Source organism: Eubacteriaceae bacterium ES3 (assembly GCA_030586155.1).
GTDB lineage: Bacteria > Bacillota > Clostridia > Eubacteriales > Eubacteriaceae > Acetobacterium.
In genome coordinates this window covers 2,408,126-2,430,934 of sequence record CP130741.1, presented here as the reverse complement: position 1 = coordinate 2,430,934, position 22,809 = coordinate 2,408,126, and the positions used below count along the sequence as shown (strand labels likewise).

At 42.6% G+C, this 22,809-nt stretch carries 20 protein-coding genes; 14 read left to right on the top strand and 6 right to left on the bottom strand.

The features are described from left to right. Positions 1–141: 141 nt before the first annotated feature. A complete protein-coding gene (locus Q5O24_11150) occupies positions 142–2,976 on the bottom strand; it encodes a GBS Bsp-like repeat-containing protein (protein WKY46910.1) in 2,835 nt (944 codons plus the stop codon). A gap of 426 nt (positions 2,977–3,402) precedes the next feature. On the opposite strand from Q5O24_11150, the gene Q5O24_11145 reads away from it, so the two are divergent. After that, entirely contained in the window at positions 3,403–3,720 is a 318-nt protein-coding gene (locus Q5O24_11145; protein WKY46909.1) for a helix-turn-helix transcriptional regulator, read from the top strand. A gap of 3 nt (positions 3,721–3,723) precedes the next feature. Further along, positions 3,724–4,278, top strand: a complete 555-nt coding sequence (locus Q5O24_11140; GenBank protein WKY46908.1) for a DUF2812 domain-containing protein — start codon at positions 3,724–3,726, stop codon at positions 4,276–4,278. Between the two features lie 153 nt (positions 4,279–4,431). Here Q5O24_11140 and Q5O24_11135 read toward each other — a convergent pair whose 3' ends face one another. Continuing rightward, the gene (locus Q5O24_11135; protein WKY46907.1) at positions 4,432–5,487 is read right to left on the bottom strand and encodes a PocR ligand-binding domain-containing protein; all 1,056 of its coding nucleotides are present in this window, start codon (positions 5,485–5,487) and stop codon (positions 4,432–4,434) included. A gap of 318 nt (positions 5,488–5,805) precedes the next feature. Here Q5O24_11135 and Q5O24_11130 point away from each other — a divergent pair, with 318 nt between their 5' ends. Next, the gene (locus Q5O24_11130) at positions 5,806–6,252 is read left to right on the top strand and encodes a VanZ family protein (protein WKY46906.1); all 447 of its coding nucleotides are present in this window, start codon (positions 5,806–5,808) and stop codon (positions 6,250–6,252) included. Here Q5O24_11130 and Q5O24_11125 read toward each other — a convergent pair. Further along, positions 6,240–6,950 (bottom strand): S24 family peptidase, encoded by a 711-nt coding sequence (locus Q5O24_11125; GenBank protein ID WKY46905.1) that lies wholly within the window; start codon positions 6,948–6,950, stop codon positions 6,240–6,242. The two genes, Q5O24_11130 and Q5O24_11125, sit on opposite strands and share 13 nt — an antisense overlap. Positions 6,951–7,207: 257 nt before the next feature. On the opposite strand from Q5O24_11125, the gene Q5O24_11120 reads away from it, so the two are divergent. The 3 genes from Q5O24_11120 to Q5O24_11110 all read left to right on the top strand — a co-directional run bounded on the left by Q5O24_11120 (position 7,208) and on the right by Q5O24_11110 (position 9,181). Then, positions 7,208–8,461 carry a DNA polymerase IV gene (locus Q5O24_11120; GenBank protein WKY46904.1) on the top strand — a complete coding sequence of 418 codons (1,254 nt, stop codon included), beginning with the start codon at positions 7,208–7,210 and terminating at the stop codon, positions 8,459–8,461. Positions 8,462–8,493: 32 nt separating this feature from the next. After that, positions 8,494–8,748, top strand: a complete 255-nt coding sequence (locus tag Q5O24_11115) for a hypothetical protein (protein ID WKY46903.1) — start codon at positions 8,494–8,496, stop codon at positions 8,746–8,748. A gap of 73 nt (positions 8,749–8,821) precedes the next feature. Next, entirely contained in the window at positions 8,822–9,181 is a 360-nt protein-coding gene (locus Q5O24_11110) for a hypothetical protein (protein WKY46902.1), read from the top strand. 37 nt (positions 9,182–9,218) lie between these two features. Here Q5O24_11110 and Q5O24_11105 read toward each other — a convergent pair whose 3' ends face one another. From Q5O24_11105 to Q5O24_11095, 3 genes are read right to left on the bottom strand one after another with little or no spacing between them, the layout of a single operon-like run. After that, positions 9,219–9,701 (bottom strand): hypothetical protein, encoded by a 483-nt coding sequence (locus Q5O24_11105; protein ID WKY46901.1) that lies wholly within the window; start codon positions 9,699–9,701, stop codon positions 9,219–9,221. 16 nt (positions 9,702–9,717) lie between these two features. Beyond that, entirely contained in the window at positions 9,718–11,007 is a 1,290-nt protein-coding gene (locus Q5O24_11100; protein WKY46900.1) for a glutamate-5-semialdehyde dehydrogenase, read from the bottom strand. A 24-nt stretch (positions 11,008–11,031) separates the two neighbouring features. Beyond that, the gene (locus Q5O24_11095) at positions 11,032–12,054 is read right to left on the bottom strand and encodes a tyrosine-protein phosphatase (GenBank protein ID WKY46899.1); all 1,023 of its coding nucleotides are present in this window, start codon (positions 12,052–12,054) and stop codon (positions 11,032–11,034) included. Positions 12,055–12,141: 87 nt separating this feature from the next. Here Q5O24_11095 and hemW point away from each other — a divergent pair, with 87 nt between their 5' ends. From hemW to Q5O24_11055, 8 genes are all read left to right on the top strand, one after another. Beyond that, entirely contained in the window at positions 12,142–13,290 is a 1,149-nt protein-coding gene (hemW, locus tag Q5O24_11090) for a radical SAM family heme chaperone HemW (GenBank protein WKY46898.1), read from the top strand. A gap of 143 nt (positions 13,291–13,433) precedes the next feature. Next, on the top strand, positions 13,434–14,468 hold the full coding sequence (gene hrcA, locus Q5O24_11085) for a heat-inducible transcriptional repressor HrcA (protein ID WKY46897.1): 1,035 nt from the start codon (positions 13,434–13,436) through the stop codon (positions 14,466–14,468). A gap of 8 nt (positions 14,469–14,476) precedes the next feature. Further along, positions 14,477–15,043 (top strand): nucleotide exchange factor GrpE, encoded by a 567-nt coding sequence (gene grpE, locus Q5O24_11080; protein ID WKY46896.1) that lies wholly within the window; start codon positions 14,477–14,479, stop codon positions 15,041–15,043. 54 nt (positions 15,044–15,097) lie between these two features. Next, positions 15,098–16,927 carry a molecular chaperone DnaK gene (gene dnaK, locus Q5O24_11075; GenBank protein WKY46895.1) on the top strand — a complete coding sequence of 610 codons (1,830 nt, stop codon included), beginning with the start codon at positions 15,098–15,100 and terminating at the stop codon, positions 16,925–16,927. Positions 16,928–17,140: 213 nt separating this feature from the next. After that, positions 17,141–18,292 carry a molecular chaperone DnaJ gene (dnaJ, locus tag Q5O24_11070; protein WKY46894.1) on the top strand — a complete coding sequence of 384 codons (1,152 nt, stop codon included), beginning with the start codon at positions 17,141–17,143 and terminating at the stop codon, positions 18,290–18,292. A 135-nt stretch (positions 18,293–18,427) separates the two neighbouring features. Continuing rightward, positions 18,428–20,518, top strand: a complete 2,091-nt coding sequence (locus tag Q5O24_11065) for a S8 family serine peptidase (GenBank protein ID WKY46893.1) — start codon at positions 18,428–18,430, stop codon at positions 20,516–20,518. 351 nt (positions 20,519–20,869) lie between these two features. Then, complete coding sequence (locus Q5O24_11060; protein ID WKY46892.1) at positions 20,870–21,928, top strand: ABC transporter permease; 1,059 nt, start codon at positions 20,870–20,872, stop codon at positions 21,926–21,928. Then, entirely contained in the window at positions 21,925–22,800 is an 876-nt protein-coding gene (locus Q5O24_11055; protein WKY46891.1) for an ABC transporter permease, read from the top strand. The genes Q5O24_11060 and Q5O24_11055 overlap by 4 nt, the downstream gene beginning before the upstream one ends. Positions 22,801–22,809 lie beyond the last annotated feature (9 nt).

Sequence of the window (22,809 nt, the reverse complement as noted above, 5' to 3'; positions counted from 1 at the left end):
TGATGGAGATGGTCATTAAGTCAGCAGCAAAATGCTCTTATCGCTCGACCTGTTAATAGGTTACGGATAATAAAAAGAAGGCGTTGAAAATTTTCAAGTACACTTGAATTTTCAACGCCTTCTTAGTTTTACTTTTGTTTGCTAAAACTTGTTCATAATAGCCTTGACTTTAGGGGCATAGGTCAAATCGGCGGCCCAGGTACCAGCCAGTTCTTCAACTGACAGGGCTTTAGTTCTGAGCTTATCGTTCCAACGGGGATCGACATTCGTGTTGTTGAGAGAAAGACTGCTGGCATAACATTTAAGATGCTGAATATGAGCCCGAATCCCCATTTGGATACCGGTGGCATTATTGCCATAGGCTTCGGCAAAGTTAAAGCCAGGTGCCCCATTGCCGGTCGCGCCAAGTCCGGCAAAATTAAATTGTCCAACGGAAACATCTTTACCAAACTGAAGATGACCGGTTTCCAGCATAGCCTGAGCAAAAGCTACTTCTGCCCGAACCCCTTCGGCTTTAGCTTCTTTTACATAAAGATCACAGAAGGTCTCTAAGTTTACGCCCAGATCATTGTAAAGCTGGGGGTAGACCTTACCAGTGCTTTTATAATAGGCAACCAGCTGAGCGGATGTTATAGTAGTGCTTCCCATAATGGGGGTTTCAACATAGCGGATGCTGGCTGAGCTAGCACCCAGAAAAACGGCAGTGCCATCACTTTCATAGCAGTATACATGGAAGTCATAAGTACCACTGTTGCCTTTATGGTTTTTAGCATCTACAATCACCTGATAAGAACCATCGCTTTGTTTAGTGGCAGTATACCATTTGATATCATCCTGACCACCGGCTTCACTCCAGCTGGGAACCAGGATTTTACTGACACCATTTGGTGTGGTCAAGCCATCAATTTTTAGAATGGCTATATTTTCAGTAACTGTAGCGGTAATGCTTTTTGCAGTTGCCGGTGTATAAGTGACTTTTACACTGGTATGGCCTAAATATTGATAGGTTTTAGATGCAAGATCCATTCCATAGCAGTGAATATTATATTGTCCGCTTTCATTGTTGTGGTTACTGGTATTGATGGTGCAGGTATAAGTACCGTTGCTTTTTTTAGTGGCTTTTACCCATTCTACATCATCTTGACCATTTTGGCTGGTCCAGACTGGGAAGTAGACGGAATCAATTCCTCCGGGAGCCTCAATGCCAGTTAGGGTAGCTGTAATCTCACGGCCGGAAACACTGGCAGTTACTTTTTCAGCACTCATAGGATCCAGATTGACATCAACACTGGTATTTCCAAGGAAGGTCAGTTTATCATAGGAATCTCGTCCGTAACAGTGGATCGAGTAAGAGCCAGTGTTATACAGGTGATCTGCAACCGATATCGACGCCTGATAGGCACCAGTACTTTGTCTGGTGGCTGTGACCCACTGAATATCATCTTGACCGTTTGTATTGCTCCATACCGGAAAAATGATTTCTTTAAGTCCATAGGGCGCGGAAACCGAAGTTGCTGTTATTGTTATCTGCCCGCTGGTGGAACTGGTGGCAGATATTTTTTTGACTGACATAGTAGAGACCGTCATCGACAGGCTGGTGCTGCCCAGATAATTTAGCTTACCATAGGAGTCTTTGCCGTAACAATGAATGTTATAGGTTCCGCCATCATAACGGTGGTCTTTAATATCGATTGTGGCCTGGTAGGAACCGTCACTTTGTTTGCTGGCTGTAACCCACTTGATGTCGTCCTGGCCGTCAGTTTCACTCCAGACTGGAAATACAACTTCAGTCAGACCATCAGGTGCATATATGTCAGAGACACTGACTTTAAACGTGGAATCAGTCAGGAGTTGAGAAATAACGCCACTGGAGCTCATTTTATCAACTGCCACTGAGGCAATGGTACTTCCCAAAAAGTTCTGTTTTCCATTTGTATCGGTGCCATAACAATGAATCTGATAAGAGCCGTCCTGTTTCTGATGATCTTTAATGTCGACGGTAGCCTGATAGGAACCATCACTTTGTTTAGTGGCTGTGTACCACCTGAGATCATCCTGTCCGCCTTTATCAGACCAGACCGCAAAGGATAGGGATTTAACATTTGTAGTAGTAGTGATGCCTGAAGCGGTAACCGTTATTTTTTCCCCGGAAGTACTGGCTTTTACCGAAGAAGCGGTTATGGTTGGAGTATCGTTGCCAAAAAAGGTATCAATACTTTTAAGAACCTGATTAGCCATCGCCTGCTGATTGCTGTCGTTGGCAAGCAGTAGGGATTCTGCATTGTTTGAGACAAATCCGGCTTCAATTAAAACAGAAGGCATACTGGTTTTTTTTAGGATTGAATCATCCCGCTCGACAATTCTGTTACGGCTGGGGATGTAAGAAAGACTGGCTTTAAAGTTGCTGTTGAAAAGGTTGGCCAGTTCTTTAGAACTAAGGGCAATAGCCGGTGGGGTGGAGTCTAAGGTAGCACTGGAGCCATCCGACCAGGCATTGGCCTTCTGGTAAAGGCCATCATTATCGAGTGTTGGGTGGTAGCTGGACCAGTAAAATTCATAGCCACTGGAAGTTGTTCCGCCGGAATTGTGGTGGATGCTGACAAGTAGGTCGGCACCAAGTTTATTTGCAGCGTTGCAGACCGACGTTGAAGTGTTGACAGTGGTTGAAAGCAGCGTCGGCAGTCCTGGATTGCCGGGAACCTGATGGCTGAGCATGGCGTTATAACCGGCATTTCGAAGATTTTGCACAACCTTGATGGCCAGGGCATTGTTTAATTCCACTTCAGTAATCCCGGTGGTTTTATTAACTGCTCCGGTATCACTTCCGGACTGGTGACCGGGATTAATAATAATGGTCTGTTTGGAGGCAGCTTGTACTGGAGGCGTGTAATAAATGGAAAAAGTTAGAAAAATCAGAATGAAGGCCAGTAAAAGGCCAGCTAATTTTTTAATGTATTTGATGGTTGCTGAGTTCATTTTTTATTTCCTTTCGGGATTGGAAGGTCTAATGACCCTATTATTCATGTAACAAAGATATCACTATTGTGTAACGGTGTCAATTAAAAAGTGAAGTTTTCATGAACCAGTAAAAATTGCTTAAATGTTTATATAAAGGGGGTTGAAAGACCTTTGCAAGGCGTGTTGATTCTTATGGAATTTGGATTTTCAATCAGAAAATTTGTATAGTATTGTATATAAAATGTAAAGGAAAGAGAACGGGAAAAATGATCGTCAAACTGCAAGAGCGGTTAATTGCTGCAATCAGATAGTAACAGTTAAGTTTTTAAAAAACTTTTTATGAACTATTATGTTGACAGTCGACATATGTCATGCTACAATATATCAAAAGCTGATATATCGCTAGTCGACATATCGAGTAACGACGTAAAGAAGGTGAGTTATGTGAAGGTGAGTGAACCTTTAACAGAGAGTTATTTTTATATTCTTCTATGCCTTAAAGAGGGGTCTAATCATGGTTACGGTATCATGCAGCGGGTCAAAGAGCTTTCTGATGAGCGGGTGAATATCGGCTCAGGAACCATGTATGGAGCGACGGGCAAGATGATTAAGAAAAAGTGGATTCAGGAGATCAAGAGTCCCAATGATGACAGGAAACGGATGTATCAACTTACGCCATTGGGGGAAGATATTTTATCGGGTGAGTACAGGCGCTTACAGGCGCTGATTGAAAGCGCACAAACGATTATGAAGGAGGAGTGACAAATGGGAAAAATCAACAAAACATCATTTAGAGCTTACGCAGCCTGGAATTATGACAAAGAAGAGCAGGATCTGGATGAGCAATCAAAAAAAGGTTGGCAACTTGTAAAAGGAGGCTGCTTCCATAGTCGGTTTATTCAGGATGAATCAGTAACTTATCGGTATCGGATTGATTTCAATCCGACCATTTTAAAAAGCCGCGAGGAAAAGGAGCGTTACATCAGCTTTTTCGAAGATCAGGGCTGGGAATTTGTCAATGTCACCTTTAACGGCTGGTCTTATTTTAGGAAACTAGTCCGAAGTGAAGTGCTGGAATCAGAGTATGAAATTTACAGCGATCAGGAATCCTATTATGGTATGCTTTCGCGTTGGATCCGTGTAGGCTGGGTTGCCGTGATTTTTGAACTGGTGGCGGCTTTGGTCTATATACTGCATTTTCTGGAAGACCATGAGGCGGTTTTTATTGTTGGACCGATTGCATTTCTGGCGATGGCAGCCTGGATTGGCAATGGGATTAGACGGATGAAAGAAAAACTTGACCAGCGGACTACAAATTAAAACATGATAAACGGCTGAGCTGTATCAGGTCGTCTAAAATGTTTTAACTGACGGCTATAATTTGGGATTTTTTATAAAAGTTGAAGATAGCAGATAGACAAATAAAAAAGAGGCCGCGAGGTCTCTTTTTTTGGAGGAGCTGATTGTGTGTTTTTAATAAGCAATGTTTTGTAAATTGGCAATTTCTTCTTTCATTTTATTGGAAATGTCATTAAGCATTTGCAGTTTCTGGTTAATTTCGTCCATTGAAGCCTGGTGCTCGATCACGATTTTCCCAGCTTTATTAGCTTGTGATTCAACACCATTCATGCTGGCAACCAGATTATCGAGAATGTTTTCAATTTTTTTTGCGGAGTCCACACTCATGACAGCCAGTTTACGAACTTCGTCAGCAACGACATTAAATCCTCGGCCATATTCACCGGCGCGGGTTGCTTCGATAGCGGCATTAAGTCCCAATAAATTGGTTTGAGTGGCAACATCGCGGATGAATTTTAAAATGGAGTCGGTTTCCTTGACTTCATTTTTAGAAAGGGTGGATGACTTCATCAGTTCCTTGGAAGTGTCATTTAATGATTCGATCTGTTTGGAGAATGTTTCCAGCATTTCACTGACGGAACGGATGTTTTCAAACATATTTTCAGTCAGTCCCTGGAATTTCTCAGTTTCTTCGACCAGCATACGATTATGGTGTCCCATGCTGGAAATAGAATTGGCAAAAATATAGAGCATATCAGCAGCGGCATCAACCTGGTCTCGAGGAACGATTTTTACTTTTCTGAGAGCCGCAATATATTCATCTTCATCCACACCGATTTCCCGGGCAACTTTTCTAAAGTAGTCTTCATCGGGGGGCTCAGTTAGAACCTGACCTCCGAGAATGGCACCAATCTGGTTACCATCAATAATAATTGGTGCGGCAAAATCTACCAGCCCGGCATGACAGGCATAAACAGCAGGTCTTCCAGTAGCGGCAGCTTTTTTTCCCCCTGAAACATCACAACCGATGCAACGCTCATTACCTACTTTTGAACCACGGGTAAATTTCATACAAAAATCAGTGAAGTTACTGGGCTCGGTGATGGAACCTTTTTCATTGTCAACCGTGATACTGGCCATTCCCATAGCAGTAGCAAAACTATCCTGAAATTTTTGCAGGACATTAAGATCAATCAATTCGTCAACATAATAATGTGATTTTTTTTCCATTAAATCATTCCTCCAATATTGGTTTTGTATTATATTTTGATTCAAGAACTCGTATTTTTTAGAAATGCAAAATATTATTTCTCTCAGTCGTCGGAAGTTATTTTTAGTTAATACCCATAATATAAATCGAATATTCATCATAAGAATAAATATTAGAGTATTTTGACCTGAAACAAATTAATTCGCCTTATTGTATCATTTCTAGTACAAGTTGTCAGCAAATACATTTAAAATATAGGAGGATAGCAAAAAAAGGAAGGAAGTGGTATGATAAAAAACAGCATCATAAATAATTGATTAGTATGGTTGGAGAATAGTATGGAGATAATAAAAAAATATGGATGGTGGATCTTGACGATTCTTTGGATGGGGGTAATTTTTTTAAGTTCCAGCCAAACAGGGGAAATTTCCGGAAGCCTGAGCACTGGTTTAAGCAGCCTCATTATGACGCAGTTGGAAGCTTTGTTTGGCATCAATTTAAAGCTGGCCGGCTTTGATCATTTTATCAGAAAGAACGCTCATTTTTTTGTCTATCTGATTTTAGGGATTTTTTCATATCTGGCACTTAAATCCCGGGGATTCTCTAACCCGGGACTTAAAGCGGTTTTATTCAGTTTAATCTATGCTGCCAGCGACGAAATTCATCAGCTTTTTGTGGCGGGAAGAGCGGGTCGGTTGACGGATGTATTGATCGATACACTAGGCGCCCTGGTTGGCGTTTTTATTGCTTATCAGATAAAAAAGCGGCGGGGTCAGAGGGAATAGCGGCCTAAAACCCTGCCGACGATACGGAGAGTATCATACTCGTTGGGAATAATGGAATCATATAAGGGGTTGAATGAAATAAAAGCATCATCGCGATACTGTTTGATGTAGGCATCACCATTAATGATAATGATTCCCACATCGCCCCGATTAAGCTGGTTGACGGGTTCCACAAAGACTATGTCATCCTGATAATAGGCTGGTTCCATACTATCGCCGGTAACTCGGATAGCATATTTGGCTTTATCCGGAACGGAGTCTGCCGGGAAAGATTTGAATTCGTATTGATCTGAATCAAGGTAACTGCCGACACCGGCAGAAGCGGGGAGCAGGTAAAGAGGGAGTTCGCGATAGGCTTCCGGATTCGGAAAGCTCAATTCTTTTTGTTCGTAGTCACTGAATTGATCCAATATATCGGAAATAAATTTTTTTCCTTCATTGGAAAGCGTCTGGTAGCGGGATAGAATATCACGATCCATTAAAGAGAGTGTTGGCAGTTCTTCTTCGTGAATGGCTTGAATGATAAGCTCATGATCAAGCGCATCCAGAAAAGCGGTTAAAGTATTATATTTAGGGTTGGTTGTTTCACCAGATAATAATTTATGAATAGTTGGCAGTGGAATCCTGGATTTCATTGAGAGTTCCTGAGTAGTCATTGATGACTGCTTTTTTAATTGGCGAAGTTTTTCGTTTATCATTAAATCATCGGATATCATTAAAGATTCTGATATCTTTTCCTTTCCGTGAATGATTTCTAAGCATTTGTTGTGACACAACAGGTCAGAACAGAATGGAAATCATCACCCTTTATTGCTATTATAAGGGATTTATCTGCGAAAAGCAAGTATAGAGTTATCAAACAAGTGGTATCATATAAGAAAATATGCTATTGACAAAACACCGCAAAAGGATATAATTAAAAATATAAAATAATTTATGATGAAAGAAGGAGAAGATGGAGCGTGTCATTCTGCATTGTGATATGAACAGTTTTTATGCCAGTGTGGAGGCCCTTTATCATCCAGAGCTGGAAGGAAAGCCATTGGCAGTGGGGGGGAATCCAGAAAAGCGGCATGGGATTATTCTAGCTAAGAATCAGCTGGCCAAGAAGGCGGGGGTAAAAACGGGTGAAACTTTAGCTCAGGCCATTGCTAAATGTCCGGGCCTGGTAGTCGTGAGGCCTGAATATACGCGATATTTGCGCTTTTCACGCCTGGCCAGAAAAATTTATAATCGTTACTCTGATCAGGTAGAGTCTTTTGGTCTGGATGAAGCCTGGATTGATGTTACAAACAGCGATAAACAGTTCGGGTCAGGATTTGAAATTGCCAAAGCCATTAGTCAGGCGGTTTATCAGGAGTTGGGTGTGACTTTATCGATTGGGGTTTCCTGGAATAAAATTTTTGCCAAATTTGGTTCAGATTATAAAAAACCCAACGCGATTACTGAAATCAATAAAGAAAATTATCGGGAAATAATCTGGCGCCAGGAGGCTGGTGATTTATTATATGTGGGACGATCTACGCAAAAGAAGCTTAATAGACATGGGATTTTTACAATTGGTCAACTGGCGCAGTCTAATCGGGATTTTTTAAAGTTCACTCTGGGGAAAATGGGCTTGATCTTATGGGATTTTGCCAACGGTCTGGATCAAAGTCCGGTGAAGTTTTTCGATGAAACGTGTAACGGCAACGAGCGGGCCATTAAAAGCATTGGTAACAGCGTCACAACGGCTCGAGACCTGGTCAATCGCCACGATGTCAATCTGGTTGTCTGCCTGCTTGCAGAAAGTGTGGCTATGCGATTAAGAGAGACCGGTTGTTTTTGCCAGACGGTGGCAATCCATGTCCGGAATTGTGATCTGGAAAGTTTTACCAGACAGAAAAAACTTGTTAAACCAACGGATTTAACTCGGGAGATTTATCAGGCCGCGATGGCCATTTTTGACGACCATTATGTGTTTGGCCCGACGATTCGTTCTATCGGGGTACGGGTGGAAAGGCTGATGCCCAATTCTGTTCCGATTCAGCTGGATCTGTTTGGCTGCGAAGAAGATCGGGTCAGACAGGAAAAGCTTGATCAGGCGGTGGATAGGCTGCGGCGTCGTTTTGGCAATCATTCGGTTCGCCGGGCGATCACCGTTGGTGATAAACTGGGAGATCTTGATGCCAAGAAGGATCATGTTATTCATCCGGTTGGGTATTTTTAAGTTGTGTGATGAATTTCAAAAGAGGAATGAAGATGAACAGTTCAGAGAAAAGAGTTAAAAAATATGTACCAGTCCTGGTGATGTTTGAAGAAAGCGGACGCATGACACCACTGGAAATTTATTGGGAGGATGGGCGCCGGTTTTCAATTGACCGGGTTTTGGATATGCGTCCCGGAGTTTCCAGAAAAGCTGGAGGACAGGGAATTCGCTATCTTTGCCGGATAAAAAATCAGGAGGTCCTGCTTTTTTATGAAGAGCCTAAATGGTTTGTGGAAGAAAAAAAATAAAATCTTCTATAATTAATTTGAAATCGGGTAGACAAAATAATGAAAGGATAATCAATCCAGGAGGGAAATAAAAATGGACAACGCAAATCAAAAACCAAAGGAGAATGAAGTAATGGAGTACCAGGAGTTTACCCAGGAAGATATTGAGGATAATAAGGTAATGGCGGCTTTGGCCTATATTCTTTTCTTTTTACCATTGATTGTCTGCCCGGAATCAGCCTATGGGAAATTTCATGCCAATCAGGGGCTGGTACTATTAATTATCAGTGTGGCAGGCAGCATTGTTTTTAGTCTGATTCCGGTAATCGGATGGATCTTGTTGCCAATATTCAGCTTGGCAATTCTGGCTTTTGTGATTCTTGGGATTGTTAATGCCTTAAATGGAAAGGCAAATAAATTGCCGCTGATTGGAGAGATTGTCATTCTTAAATAAAAAAAACGCTCAGATGAGCGTTTTTTTATGGAATAAATCAGGAAAGGCTGTTAACAGCTGCCTGGATGACATTCAGATCAAAACCGTCAGAGGTAAAGACTGAATAATCGTAATCAGTTGTACTGAAAGTAGCTAAACCTTCAGCGCCATCATTATATTGATAAAAAACGGCGTTTCCCCGGGAATCGGTGATTGTTTCGCCGTGATCAAATTGGGTGTAAACACCGCTGATGTCTTCATCACTGCGTTTGGCTTTTCGGATAGTAAAAGAGATCCCCTCAAAAGTCAAATCAACCTGAGCGATGGTATCAGCAATCAAATAATAGCTGGAATCTGATGAGGGCTCTGGCAGGGAATCAAAGGTGAATCCCAGGCTTTCATTAATGGCCTCGAGAGAAGAAATTTCTGTCATCGGATTGGGCAGGCTTTCTTCGGTGCTTTCGGATTGGTCCGACTGGCTGCAGCCGGTTAAAGCAAGTATTAGAACGACAAAAAGAATAAAGGTCAAATTTTGTTTCATCGTTTCCTCCAGAGTACTAAACAGGACAGTTTTCGTTTTTAGGCTGGTGGGTGAAATGGGACTGTCCACTGGCGTAATCACTAACGCGCTGACCATGACCTATGAGTTTGTACTTGTAGCTTAAAAGCCCATCCAGACCAACCGGGCCGCGGGCGTGAAGTTTGGAGGTACTGATTCCAACTTCGGCACCGAACCCAAAACGGAAGCCGTCACTAAACCGGGTTGAGCAATTACTGAAGACACCGGCAGAATCGACCAGTGTCATAAAAGTTTTAATAGCCGCGTCATCATTTGTGATGATGACATCGGTATGTCCGGAACCATAGGTATTAATATGAGAAATAGCAGAAGAAAGATCCGGGACGATTTTAATGGAAAGAATATAATCCAGATATTCGGTTTTCCAGTCATCTTCGGTTGCTGCTTCTATGTCAATGATTTTTAAAACTTCAGCATCGCCTTTAAGATGAACATTCTTCTCTTCCATAGCTCTTTTAAGCGGTGGCAAGATGTCTTTGGCAATAGATTCATGAACCAGCAGGGTTTCTAAGGTGTTGCAGGCGGCGACATACTGGGTCTTGGAATCAATGATGAGATCGATAGCCATGGGTATTTCGGCATCTTCATTGACAAAAACATGGCAGATTCCGTCAGCGTGACCCATAACCGGTATGTTGGAATGGTTCATAATATACTGCACAAACTCATTAGAACCGCGAGGGATAATCAGATCAATATAATCATCCAGTGCCAGCATGGCGTTAACTTCATCACGGCTTTCCAGATTTTGAATAAAGCCTTTGGGAATGCCGGCAGAAAGGGTTGCTTCTTCAATGACCTGACAAAGCATCCGGTTGGTTTCCAAAGCTTCGCGACCGCCTTTTAACAGGACGCTGTTGCCGCTTTTTAAACAAAGGGTTGAAATCTGAACAAAGGCATCTGGACGGGATTCAAAAATAACGCCAATGACACCGATGGGACAGGTGACTTTGTATAGATCAAGCCCCTTGTCAAGTTCGGTTGCCAGTCGGGTGGCTCCCAGTGGATCTGTCAGTTCAATCAGGCTGTGGATACCGTCAATGACATCATTTATTTTACTTTCATTAAAAACAAGGCGTTTTAAAAGCGGAGCCGCCAGGTTTTCAGCTTCACTGCGTTTAAGATCGGCTTCATTGGCAGCCAGAATCTCATCTTTATGAGCTTCTAAGCCTTTTGCAATTTCCAAAAGCGCATCATTTCTGGTTTTGGTGTCGGTAGCAGCCAGTTTAATACCGGCTTCCCGGGCAATTTTTCCGCGTTCTATCATGGGTCTCTCCTTTAAATTTTAAATTTATTCAAGCAGGTTGTCTCTGATTTTTTCAAAGTCTGTCTGGGTCATATCGGTCTGATCCAGCAGGTAGGCTTCTACATGACCATAGTTACCATTGATATAATCCATTGAGATTTTCAGCCAGTCCGGTTTGACTCCGTAGAATTCCCAGAGATGATGATTATCAACGCCCAACTCTTCAGACATAATATTTCCTAAAACCTGATAGCTTTCGTCAAAGGTCAAGTTGGTCAGGGTATAATCAGAAAGAATCGTTTCATCGTTAACGCCAAGAATCCCCAAAAGCAGATAGGTCATAAAACCGGTTCGGTCTTTACCGTTGGTGCAGTGGTATAATAGTGGGGTTTCGGTAGGAATGGTCAGATATTTTAAGACGTCGGCAAAGCGTTGAGCGCGTTGCTCGGTTTGTTCATGATAGACACCGCGCATAAAACTGTCTACAGCACCGGGTTGAGTAAAATCGATGCTTGAAGTCCTAGCCCCAAGACTGTCAAAAATCGGATTTAGATGATACTGGGTCGAGCTTGGCAGACGATCAACCTGTTTTCGGGCCTTTGATTCGTTTCTGAAATCAAAAACATGTTTTAGTCTTAAGTCATGGAAAAATTCCACATCTTTATCAGATAAGTGGGCCAGTTCTTCACTTCTGATGACTTTGCGCCATTTGACTTTACCACCCTGGTAGCCGGTATAACCACCAATATCACGAATATTGATGGAATTTTCCAGTTGAATCAGGCGTTTAGATAATTGCGTTTCCTCGCAGAAAATTAGATTGTGTTCATCCTTAAAATCGTAAAGAGGTTGGCCGGTCGGTGAAACCGGACCGCTGGTATAGATAGGAGATTCTTTTTCCGGAAGTTCAAAAGGGGTTGTAGCTTGAAAAGCAGTTGAGCCTGGTGTGCTTGTTGCGGTAGGATCTTGTCCACTTGCTTGTTTAGTTTTTCTTTTTTTCATAAACAGAAAAGCCGAAAAACCGGCAAAAGCTCCAGTCATTACTGCCAGCGTGAATTTTTTGTTCATGTAAGGGTTCCTTTCTGGTGATGAATGCTATAATGGATATTATAGCATAAATATTGGGACAATAGTCCTTAAAAAAGTGGAGAAAAAATGCAAGCAAAATGTCAGGAAGAAAAATTAGGAATATACTGTCATATTCCGTTTTGCATAAAAAAATGTGATTACTGCGATTTTAATTCGGAAGCCTGCTTTGATCAGCAGCAGATTGATAATTACTTTAAAGCTTTAACAAAAGAAGTCTGTTTGACAGCAAGCAAAGATAAAAGTGTAGATACCCTTTATATCGGTGGCGGAACTCCGTCTAGTGTAGAAGGTGATAGAATTTATGATTTAATCCAAAGATTAAAAGCGTCATTTTGTTTTACTGAAAAAAATGAGATAACCATCGAAGTCAATCCCGGAACAGTGACAAAAGAAAAGCTTTCCATATATAAGCAAGCAGGAATTAATCGTGTCAGTGTGGGCCTGCAGGCCTGGCAGGATGATCTTTTGCAAAAATTGGGTCGGATTCATGCTCAGAGGCAGTTTGTTGAGACCATGGAGGGACTCAAAATGACTGGATTTAAAAATATCAGCGTGGATTTGATGTATGGATTGCCGGGGCAGACGCTTTCAATGATGTTTGAAACAATCGATGAAGTGCTAAAATTTGAGCCGACCCATTTTTCCTGTTACAGTCTGATTCTTGAAGAGGGGACAATGATGACAGATAGGGTGGAAAAAGGGGAGATTTCTTGTCCCGATGAGGAAACTGAGCGAAAAATGCACTGGATGATCGATGAGACTTTAAAAAAGCATGGCTTTCATCATTATGAGATATCAAGTTATGCAAAGGCCGGATATGAAAGCCGTCACAATTTAAAATACTGGGAATTAAAAGAAACCCTGGGTTTGGGAGCGGGTGCCCACAGTTTTTATGGGGGCGTTCGTTTTGCCAATCTTGCGAAAAGAACTGATTATGTGGAAGCGCTAACAAGGGGTGAGCTGCCAAGAACTGAGATGCATCAGCTCTCTAAAAAAGAGGAGATGGATGAATGGATGTTCCTGGGTTTAAGAAAACTTGACGGTTTGAGCCGTACGAATTTTTATGCTCATTTTGCCTGCGACTATATGACTCTATATAAGGAAGAAATTAAAAAACTGCTCAGTGAAAAGCTACTGGAACAAGAGGGTGATTACCTTAAACTCACGAAAAAAGGACAGGATTTTGCCAATCAGGTATTCATGGCTTTTATATAAGAAGATTAGGTTAAAAAACTTAAACCTTCTTTAAAAATTGATCATGATCTTATAGAATCTTATTGACAAAGTAAGAACCAGGTGCTATATTTATATCAGATGTTAGCACTCAATTCTTGTGAGTGCTAATAACGAGGTGAATCATGGAACTAAGTGAACGAAAAAAGAAAATTCTGGAAGTTATTATTAGGGACTATATTAATTCAGCTGAACCGGTAGGATCAAGAACTTTGTCCAAGCGGTGTAATCTGGGGATTAGCCCGGCAACGATCCGGAATGAAATGGCAGATCTTGAGGAAATGGGTTTTTTAATTCAACCCCATACCTCTTCTGGTCGGATCCCAACGCAACAGGCTTATCGCTTTTATGTGGATGAGATTATGGAGATCAGAAAACTTGAGAAAATAATCAGAACTGATATTCATCGGGGGTTTTTGGATTATAACAATGAGTTGGGAACAACCATTTCACATACGGCACAGGTTTTGTCTAAATTGACCAATTATACTTCGGTGGTTTTAGCACCTCGGATTACAAATTATAATTGTAAACACGTACAGATTATTCCCTTAATCAAAAATCGTGTGCTGATGGTGGCGGTAACCTATGAAGGGATTGCCAAAAATGTGGAGATGTCGCTTTCAGCTGAAGTCAGTGAAATGATGGCGCTTAAACTTTCCAATGTGATCAACGGATTTTTGAAGAATTCATTTTTAAAAGATATGAATGCCAGTTTTTTCGATCAGATTCAGGAGCTGTCGCAACTTGAGAGCAGGCTGGTTCGAGAAATCATTCCCCATCTTAAAAAAGCATTGCTTGAAGATGCCTCGGAAGTCCATTCAACCGGCTTGACCAATCTGTTTAATTATCCGGAATTCAGTGATGTGGAAAAAATTAAACAGGTCGTCAATATTGTTCAGGAAAAACATGTCTTGTCAGAAATCCTTACTGGAAATGAGAGTGGGAAAGTGGTCCATATCAGGATCGGAAATGAGAATGACAATGAAAATTTAAAAGATTTTAGCATTATTACATCAACTTATGAACTGGATGGTGAGATGATGGGGGCTTTTGGTGTAATTGGTCCCACGAGGATGAATTATGACAATGTCTCATCGGTTTTAAATTATATCAGAAATGAGTTGAACTTGCATATCTCAAATTTATTAATGAAATAGGTGGTTAAATGGCTAGCGAAGAACAGAAAAATGAAGAAGTAATGGAAGAAGAAATTGTCAGTGAAAAGTCGGAGGAAGAAATTTCACCGGAAGAAGCGGTAGAAGAAGAAATTGAAACCGTCAAGGAGGTGGCAGAAGAAGCCAAAAAAGAAGATGAAGATGTGATTAATCGTCTCCTTCGCCTTCAGGCTGACTTTGAAAATTACAAAAAAAGAACGCAAAAGGAAAAAACAGAAATATCTCAATTTGCCGCAGAACGGTTTGCGACAAAGCTTCTACCGGTACTTGATAATCTGGAACGGGCCCAGGCCTCGTTTAAGGATTCTACCGATGAAGCTAAAACTTATGCAGACGGTGTTCAGATGGTCTTTAAACAGCTGATGGCGGTTTTAACCGAAGAAGGTTTGGAAGAAGTAGATTGTGACTGTTCTTTTGATCCTAATTGTCATCATGGAGTAGCCACTGAGGATCATCCCGATAGGGAGGATCAGGATATTCTAGAGGTATTCCAGAAGGGATACACCTTTAAAGGAAAACTGATTCGACCGGCAATGGTTAAAATATGCAGCAAATAAAAAATAACAGAAATTTGGATAAAAAAGAAATTAAACCCTTAGGAGGAATTAGATATGAGTAAAGAAAAAATTATCGGTATTGACTTAGGAACAACCAATTCATGTGTGGCCGTACTTGAAGGCGGTGAAGCAGTTGTAATCCCAAATGCGGAAGGAAATCGAACAACTCCATCGGTTGTCGCTTTTTCAAAAGATGGCGAACGACTGGTAGGACAGGTCGCAAAACGTCAGGCAGTAACCAATCCGGACCGTACCATTTCATCTATTAAACGTGAAATGGGAACGGATCATAAAGTATCCGTTGATGATAAAAGTTATACCCCTCAGGAAATTTCAGCAATGGTTTTACAAAAACTAAAAGCAGATGCTGAAGCTTATCTGGGAGAAACTGTCAGCAAAGCGGTTATTACAGTCCCTGCATATTTCAGTGATGCACAGCGTCAGGCAACTAAAGATGCTGGTCGAATTGCCGGTCTTGAAGTCTTGAGAATTATCAATGAGCCAACAGCTGCAGCTTTAGCATATGGCTTGGATAAAGGCGATAATCAAAAAATTATGGTATACGACCTTGGTGGTGGTACATTTGACGTATCGATCCTGGAACTGGGCGATGGCGTGTTTGAAGTAAAATCAACCAATGGGAACAATCATCTGGGTGGAGATGACTTTGACCAGAAGATTATCGATTGGATGGCAGACGAATTTAAAAAATCTCACGGGATTGATTTAAGAAACGATAAAATGGCACTGCAGCGACTTAAAGAAGCAGCTGAAAAAGCAAAAATTGAATTATCAACGGTTATGAAATCAGATATTAACCTGCCTTTCATTACCGCAACAGCAGATGGCCCACAGCATCTGGAACTGTCTTTAACCCGAGCTAAATTTGATGAACTTACGGCTGCTTTAGTAAAAAGTACAGTCGGACCAGTTGAAAAAGCTATGGCAGATGCCGGACTTAAGAAACATGAACTGGACAAGGTTATTCTGGTTGGTGGTTCAACTCGTATTCCTGCTGTTCAGGAAGCCGTTAAAAACTTAACTGGTGAAGAAGCTTACAAAGGTATTAATCCTGATGAATGTGTAGCTATTGGTGCTTCAATTCAGGCTGGGGTACTGGCAGGCGAAGTCAACGATGTCCTGCTTCTGGATGTTACACCGCTGTCATTGGGAATTGAAACTTTGGGTGGTGTGTTCACTCGATTAATTGATAGAAATACAACCATTCCGACCAAGAAAAGTCAGGTATTCTCAACTGCAGCTGACAATCAGACCGCTGTTGATATCCACGTCCTCCAGGGTGAACGTGAAATGTCTAAAGACAATAAAACCCTTGGTCGCTTCCAGTTAACTGGAATTCCTGCAGCTCGACGCGGTATTCCACAAATTGAAGTAACCTTCGATATTGATGCCAATGGGATTGTTAATGTATCTGCTAAAGATATGGGTACAGGAACAACTCAGAATGTGGTTATTAAATCAAGCACTAACATGAATGAAGAAGAAATTGAAAAAGCTGTAAAAGAAGCGGAACTTCATGCTGAAGAAGATAAAAAACAAAAAGCACTGATCGAAGCGAAAAACACAGCCGACTCAACAGCTTACCAGATGGAACAGTCACTGGAAGAAGCCAAAGATAAAATTTCCGATGATGAAAAGGAAAAAGTTCAGGCAGCCATTGAAAAACTTAAAACAACGGCTGAAGGCGATGACGTTGAAGCAATCACTAAAGCAACTGAAGAACTAAATGAAGCTTTCTATCCAATTGCCCAGAAGATGTATGAAGAAGCAGCTGCACAGCAGGGAGCAGAAGCTCAGGGTGCGGAAGGATCTGATGACGATGATGAAGTCATGGATGCTGAATACGAAGAAGTAAATGACTAAGCAATAGGGTAAGACAAAAAAATAATTGGCAGCGAAAGCTGCCTTTATTTTCGTTGAAGGTGTAGAAAACATAATACAGGCATCGTCAACCTTGTGAAACCGACTGCTGAATTGAGGATTAGCTTTAAAATACTTGCGAATCGCAGAGGATTGAAGGTATAATAAAGCGTTGTCTCTGGCAGAGAACGAGTATAAAAGAGGTGAGTTGAATCAATGAGCGAGAAACGTGATTATTATGAGGTGCTGGGCGTTGATAAATCGGCCAGTGCAGATGAAATAAAAAAAGCCTATCGAAAAAAGGCAATGCAGTATCATCCGGATAAAAATCCAGGTGACAAAGAAGCTGAAGAAAAATTTAAAGAAGCAAATGAAGCCTACGAAGTTTTAAGTGATGAAGAAAAGAAGTCTGTTTATGATCAGTATGGTCATGCCGGCATGGATGGAATGGCTGGCGGCGGTGCAGGCTATGGCGGCGGAGGCGGCTTTGGCGGTTTTGAAGATATTTTCAGTGATATTTTTGGTGCTTTTGGCGGCGGAGGCGGAGGCTTTGGTGGCTTTGGCGGAAGCTCTCGGGGACGAAGACGGTCTAATCGCGGCAGCGATATGAAGATCAGTATTAACCTGACCTTTAAGGAAGCCGTTTTTGGAACTGAGAAAAAGATCAAAATCAAACGCAAGGAATCCTGTGAACATTGCGGCGGCAGTGGTGCTCAGGCTGGGTCAGAGTCTAAAACCTGTGATCAGTGCGGCGGCACCGGTCAGGTTGTCATGAGACAGCAGACTCCGTTTGGTACCGTTCAACAGGTTCATACCTGTGAAAAGTGCGGCGGCGAAGGAACCATAATCGAAAAACCATGTACCTATTGTAATGGGTCAGGCGTGGAATTAAAGGAACGTACCATCAGTATTAAGATTCCTGCCGGTGTGGATGATGAATCCGTTCTGCCACTACGTGGAGAAGGAAACACCGGTCCTAAAAACGGACCTAAAGGTGATCTTTACGTTTATATCTCGGTGGAAGAGGATGAACTCTTCAAACGGGAAGGCGATGACGTTCATTATGAACTGCCTCTAACCTTTGTTCAGGCAGCTCTGGGTGACAGTCTTGTAGTTCCAACTCTGGATGGTAAAATCAAATTAAAGATTCCTGAAGGAACTCAAAACGGAAAGGTTTTCCGTCTGAAAAACAAAGGAATTCCTAATGTTAATGGACGAGGACGGGGCGATCTGTTTATTCTGGTCAATATAGAAGTACCTAAAAAGCTTAACAAGGAACAGAAAAAAGTTCTGGAAGAATTTGCCAAATTAACCGGTGAAGAAGTGCATCCGGTCGGAAAGCATTTCTGGAACCGCTTTTCAAAATAAGGAAAGAAAAGCCGATTTGATCGGCTTTTTTTCTTTCTTTAAGGAATTCTTTGGAAAAACGAAAAGGCTTGCAGGGGCGATTTCAAATAGCATATAATTAGAACAATATCTGTCTTATATAAAAACGAGGAAAATATGAAAAAAATGAAATCAATTGTGAGTGTTGCACTGGTTTTTCTAATAATGGCCAGCTGGTTTCCAGTCAACAGTTTTGCAACAGAGCTCACCGTTCAAAGTACAGTAAACAGTGACATAAGTGAAGAACAGACAAATTTGAATGAAACTGCTTCAATAAGTGAAGAAAATAGTGCTGAATCTGGTTTGCAAATTGATTCGCCCGAAGAGTCTTTACTGACAACGCTTGAAGCGCAACCGGAGCCTGAGTATGATGAATCCATAGAAAATCAGATTGTTGTTATTTATAAGAATGCCAATGAATCCGTTGAAACTCTGGACCTGCAATCTGGTGAGGTGGTAGCAGGTGAATCTGTTTCTGATTGGGTAGATGTCATTGAATTGAAAGATGAAGAAACAGCTGAACAGGCAATTGAGTTACTTTCGCAAAACCCCAATGTGTTATCGGTCGAAAAAAATGCAGTGATTCAGGCCAGCTCCTTACCCAATGATCCCTATATTCTGGATGGGTCGGCCTGGCAGTTTGAAAAAATCGGTGCCGATAAAATATGGGAAGATCTTAACAGCGCTGACGAAATTGTCGTAGCTGTCATCGATACTGGTCTTAATACCAGCCATCCAGATCTGGCGGGACGGATTACCAGCGGATATGATTATGTAGAAGGTAGTTCAGCGGTTACAGATCTATCTGGTCACGGAACGATGGTTAGTGGTTGTGTAGCTGCATCTGTCAACAATGGCATAGGTGTGTCAGGGAGTGCTGTTTCGGCCAATGTAAAAATAGCACCATACCGTACAGGTGGCCAGTATGTTGGGGACAAGACACTTTATATTTCCCATATAGTGGCGGCGATTATGGCGGCTGCCGATCGCTCAGATGTTTCAGTCATCAATATGAGCTTTGGAACCGATACATCGTATCCTACAATTCAGTCGAGTGTTGCCTACGCTGTGTCAAAAGGTAAGGTGCTGGTGGCTTCGGCAGGGAATGGAGGAGCTTCAGCCAACGCTGGTTCTTATATTTATCCGGCTTCCTTTGATGGAGTTATTTCTGTAGCAGCAACCGACAGCAGCGACGGCCATCCCAGTTTTTCACAGTATAATGATAAAGTAGATATTTCGGCACCTGGAAGTTCTGTTTACACGACAACCAGAAATGGTTTATATGGAACGGCCACTGGGACTTCTTTTTCTGCTCCTATTGTAGCCGGTGCCGCGGCCCTTCTAATGTCGCTTGATGAGACGATGACGGCGACGGATGTGGAGACTGTTTTAAAAGAGACTGCTCTGGATCTTGGAACGGTCGGTAAAGATAATTATTTCGGATATGGAAGGATTCAATTGGATCAGGCTGTAGCGGCAGTAACCTCAGAGAAACCACTGTCAGGCATCAGTCTTTCACAGACCAGTATGACTTTATTGGCGGGGAATTCAAAAGGCCTTGAGCTTGCTTACAGTCCGGTCAATACGACGGATAATAAGACTGTATCATGGACCAGCTCTGACGAGGCGGTTGCAAGTGTTGATACTGATGGTAAGGTGACGGCTATATCAGCTGGTACGGCAACCATTACCGCAACCGTCGGCAGCTTCTCAGCCTCTTGCATGGTGACAGTGAAACAAGATCTTTTAGAAATTGGGGTAACCTACCAGACCCATGTTCAAAATGAGGGCTGGCAAGACTGGGTAGCAGATGGAGCCCTTTCCGGTACAACTGGAAAGAGTCTGAGGCTGGAAGGAATTCATATCACAGTTGATGATAATGGGGCTGACCTGGGTGTTTCCTATAAAACCCATGTGGAGAATTACGGCTGGATGAACTGGGCAGCAGACGGAGCTTTATCGGGAACGACTGGTCAGTCCTTAAGGCTGGAAGGGATTCAAATAGAATTAACCGGTGCAGATGCGGACCTCTATGATATTTATTATCAGGTTCATGCCCAAAATATTGGCTGGCTGGACTGGGCTAAGAACGGTGAATCTTCAGGAACCGCTGGCTATGGCTATCGCCTTGAGGGGATTAAGATTGTCGTTGTGCCAGTAGGAGATCCGGCACCGGGAGCGACAGCTAGGCCGTTTATTGAAAAATGATTTAAATGAATATAATTATAAAAAAACAGCTCTTTCTGAATCAATCATTCAGATGGAGCTGTTTTTATGTGGCAAGCAATTAGAAAAAGGCGGCTATAAAAGCTATTAATAGCCAAAGTAAGTAAATAGAAAAAATGATAATAATAATTTATTATTACGATGAGATTTATGTTGACATCTAACTATAACCATGTTATTATAACGACACAAGAAAATAGAAGAACGAAATAACAAAGGCGTTATTGATTTTAATCAATGCGCCTTTTATTTTTTTGTCACATACCAAAGCATTTAAAAGGTTTGATTGAAACAATTAGTGAAAAAAGATTGAACCATACTCAGGAGGCATCAATGAAACTGCAAACAAATATAATAAAACCCCTCTTATCCATTGTATTTGCGCTGATATTCGGAGCACTCATCATCGCTCTGATTCAGCAGAATCCGGTGGAAGTTTATCAGGTCATGTGGCAGGGGGCCTTTGGTTCAAAAATGGCCATTGCGGCAACACTGGTCAAAGCAACAACGCTGATTTTTGTCGGTCTGGCCTATGGATTTGCCTATAAGTGCGGCCTGGTCAATATCGGGATCGAAGGCCAGCTTTACATGGGAGCTTTGTTTTCCACATATGTCGCGGTCTATATGGATCTGCCGATGGTGCTGCATGTGCCGCTGGCACTCCTGGCAGGTTTTATCGGAGGCGCCTTCTGGGGAGGAATCGTCGGATTTTTAAAGAACCGTTTTAATGCCAGCGAAATGATCACCACAGTAATGATGAACTATGTGGCAGTGTATATCGTATCAGCCCTGGTCAACGGACCGATGATGGAAGAAAAGGCGACCTATCCCCAGTCGGACATCATCATGGACAGTGCCAAGCTGATTAAGCTGATTCCCAACAGCCAGCTGACGATTGGATTATTCATTGCTCTGGCGGCCCTGGTGGTCTATTATATCTACTGGAAATATACCCCCCAGGGATTCAGAATGGCAACAGTGGGAACCAACAAAGACGCCGCTGAATATGTGGGGATTCCGGTAAAACGGATGGTGCTGATGGCGATGGTTATTTCGGGCGGAATCGGTGGCCTGGCGGGCAGCATGGAAGTGCTGGGCGTTCAGCATAAACTGCTGGAAGGTCTGTCGGCCGGATACGGTTTTGACGGGATTGCGGTAGCTCTTCTGGGCAACAGCAGTGCCATCGGAATTTTCTTCTCCTCGATTCTGTTCGGTGCTCTTAGAAGCGGCGGAAACGCGGTTCAGATGTTCACCCGACTGCCGATTGCCGTCATCTATATCATCCAGGGACTGGTTATCATATTTGTGGTGGTGGATCAGTTCAAGCCATTCAGCTTCAAAAAGCCTGAGGGTTTAAGAAAGCTATTGGAAAGAAAGGAAGTATCCCAGTGAATCTATTAAGTTTCCTGACAACTGTAATAAATACATCAACGCCGATTCTTCTGGCGGCAATGGGGATTCTGATCATGCACCTGGCCGGTGTGATAAATATCGGAGCGGAAGGGATGATGCTGATTGGTGCCTTTTCCGGTGTGGTCGGGTCCTATCTGTTTGGCAATGTGTGGCTGGGAATGCTCTTTGCTCTGGGTGTCAGCGCAGTGGTCGGCCTGCTTTTTGCCTGGCTGACGGTGGGAATCAAAGCCAATCAGGTGGTGGTGGGGATTGCCCTGAATATCATTGCTGAAGGCCTGACGACGACCCTCTACCGGACCCTGTTCGGGATGAAGGAAGGGTCGATGAAGGTGGCAGGATTTACAGAGATTGGCGGCGGTTTTACCCTGCCGGTGTACCTGACGATTCTGGCGGTTATCCTGCTGAGTCTGTTTCTGTACAAGACCAGACCGGGGCTGAGAGTCAGAGCAACCGGTGAATATCCGGCGGCGATTGATTCTGTGGGTCTCAGTGTTGAAAAAATCCGATACCTGAGTACCATTGGCGGCTCGATGTTTATTGGAGCGGGCGGCGCCTATCTGTCACTGGGTCTGTTGTCTTTTTTCACCGAAAATATGGTCAGCGGCCGTGGCTTTATTGCCCTGGCAGCGGTTATTTTCGGCAGATACACCCCTGTGGGTGCTTTGCTGGCGGTCCTGCTCTTTGGTGCGGGAGAGGCCATGCAGTTCAGGATTCAGTCCTTTGGCAGTGACATACCAACCCAGCTGCTTTTAATGATTCCCTATGTGCTGACCATTGTCATGGTTTCGGTCTTTGGCCAGAAATCAGGCGATCCCAGTGCCCTGGGAGTACCATTTACCAAGGGTAAATGACAGCTTTAA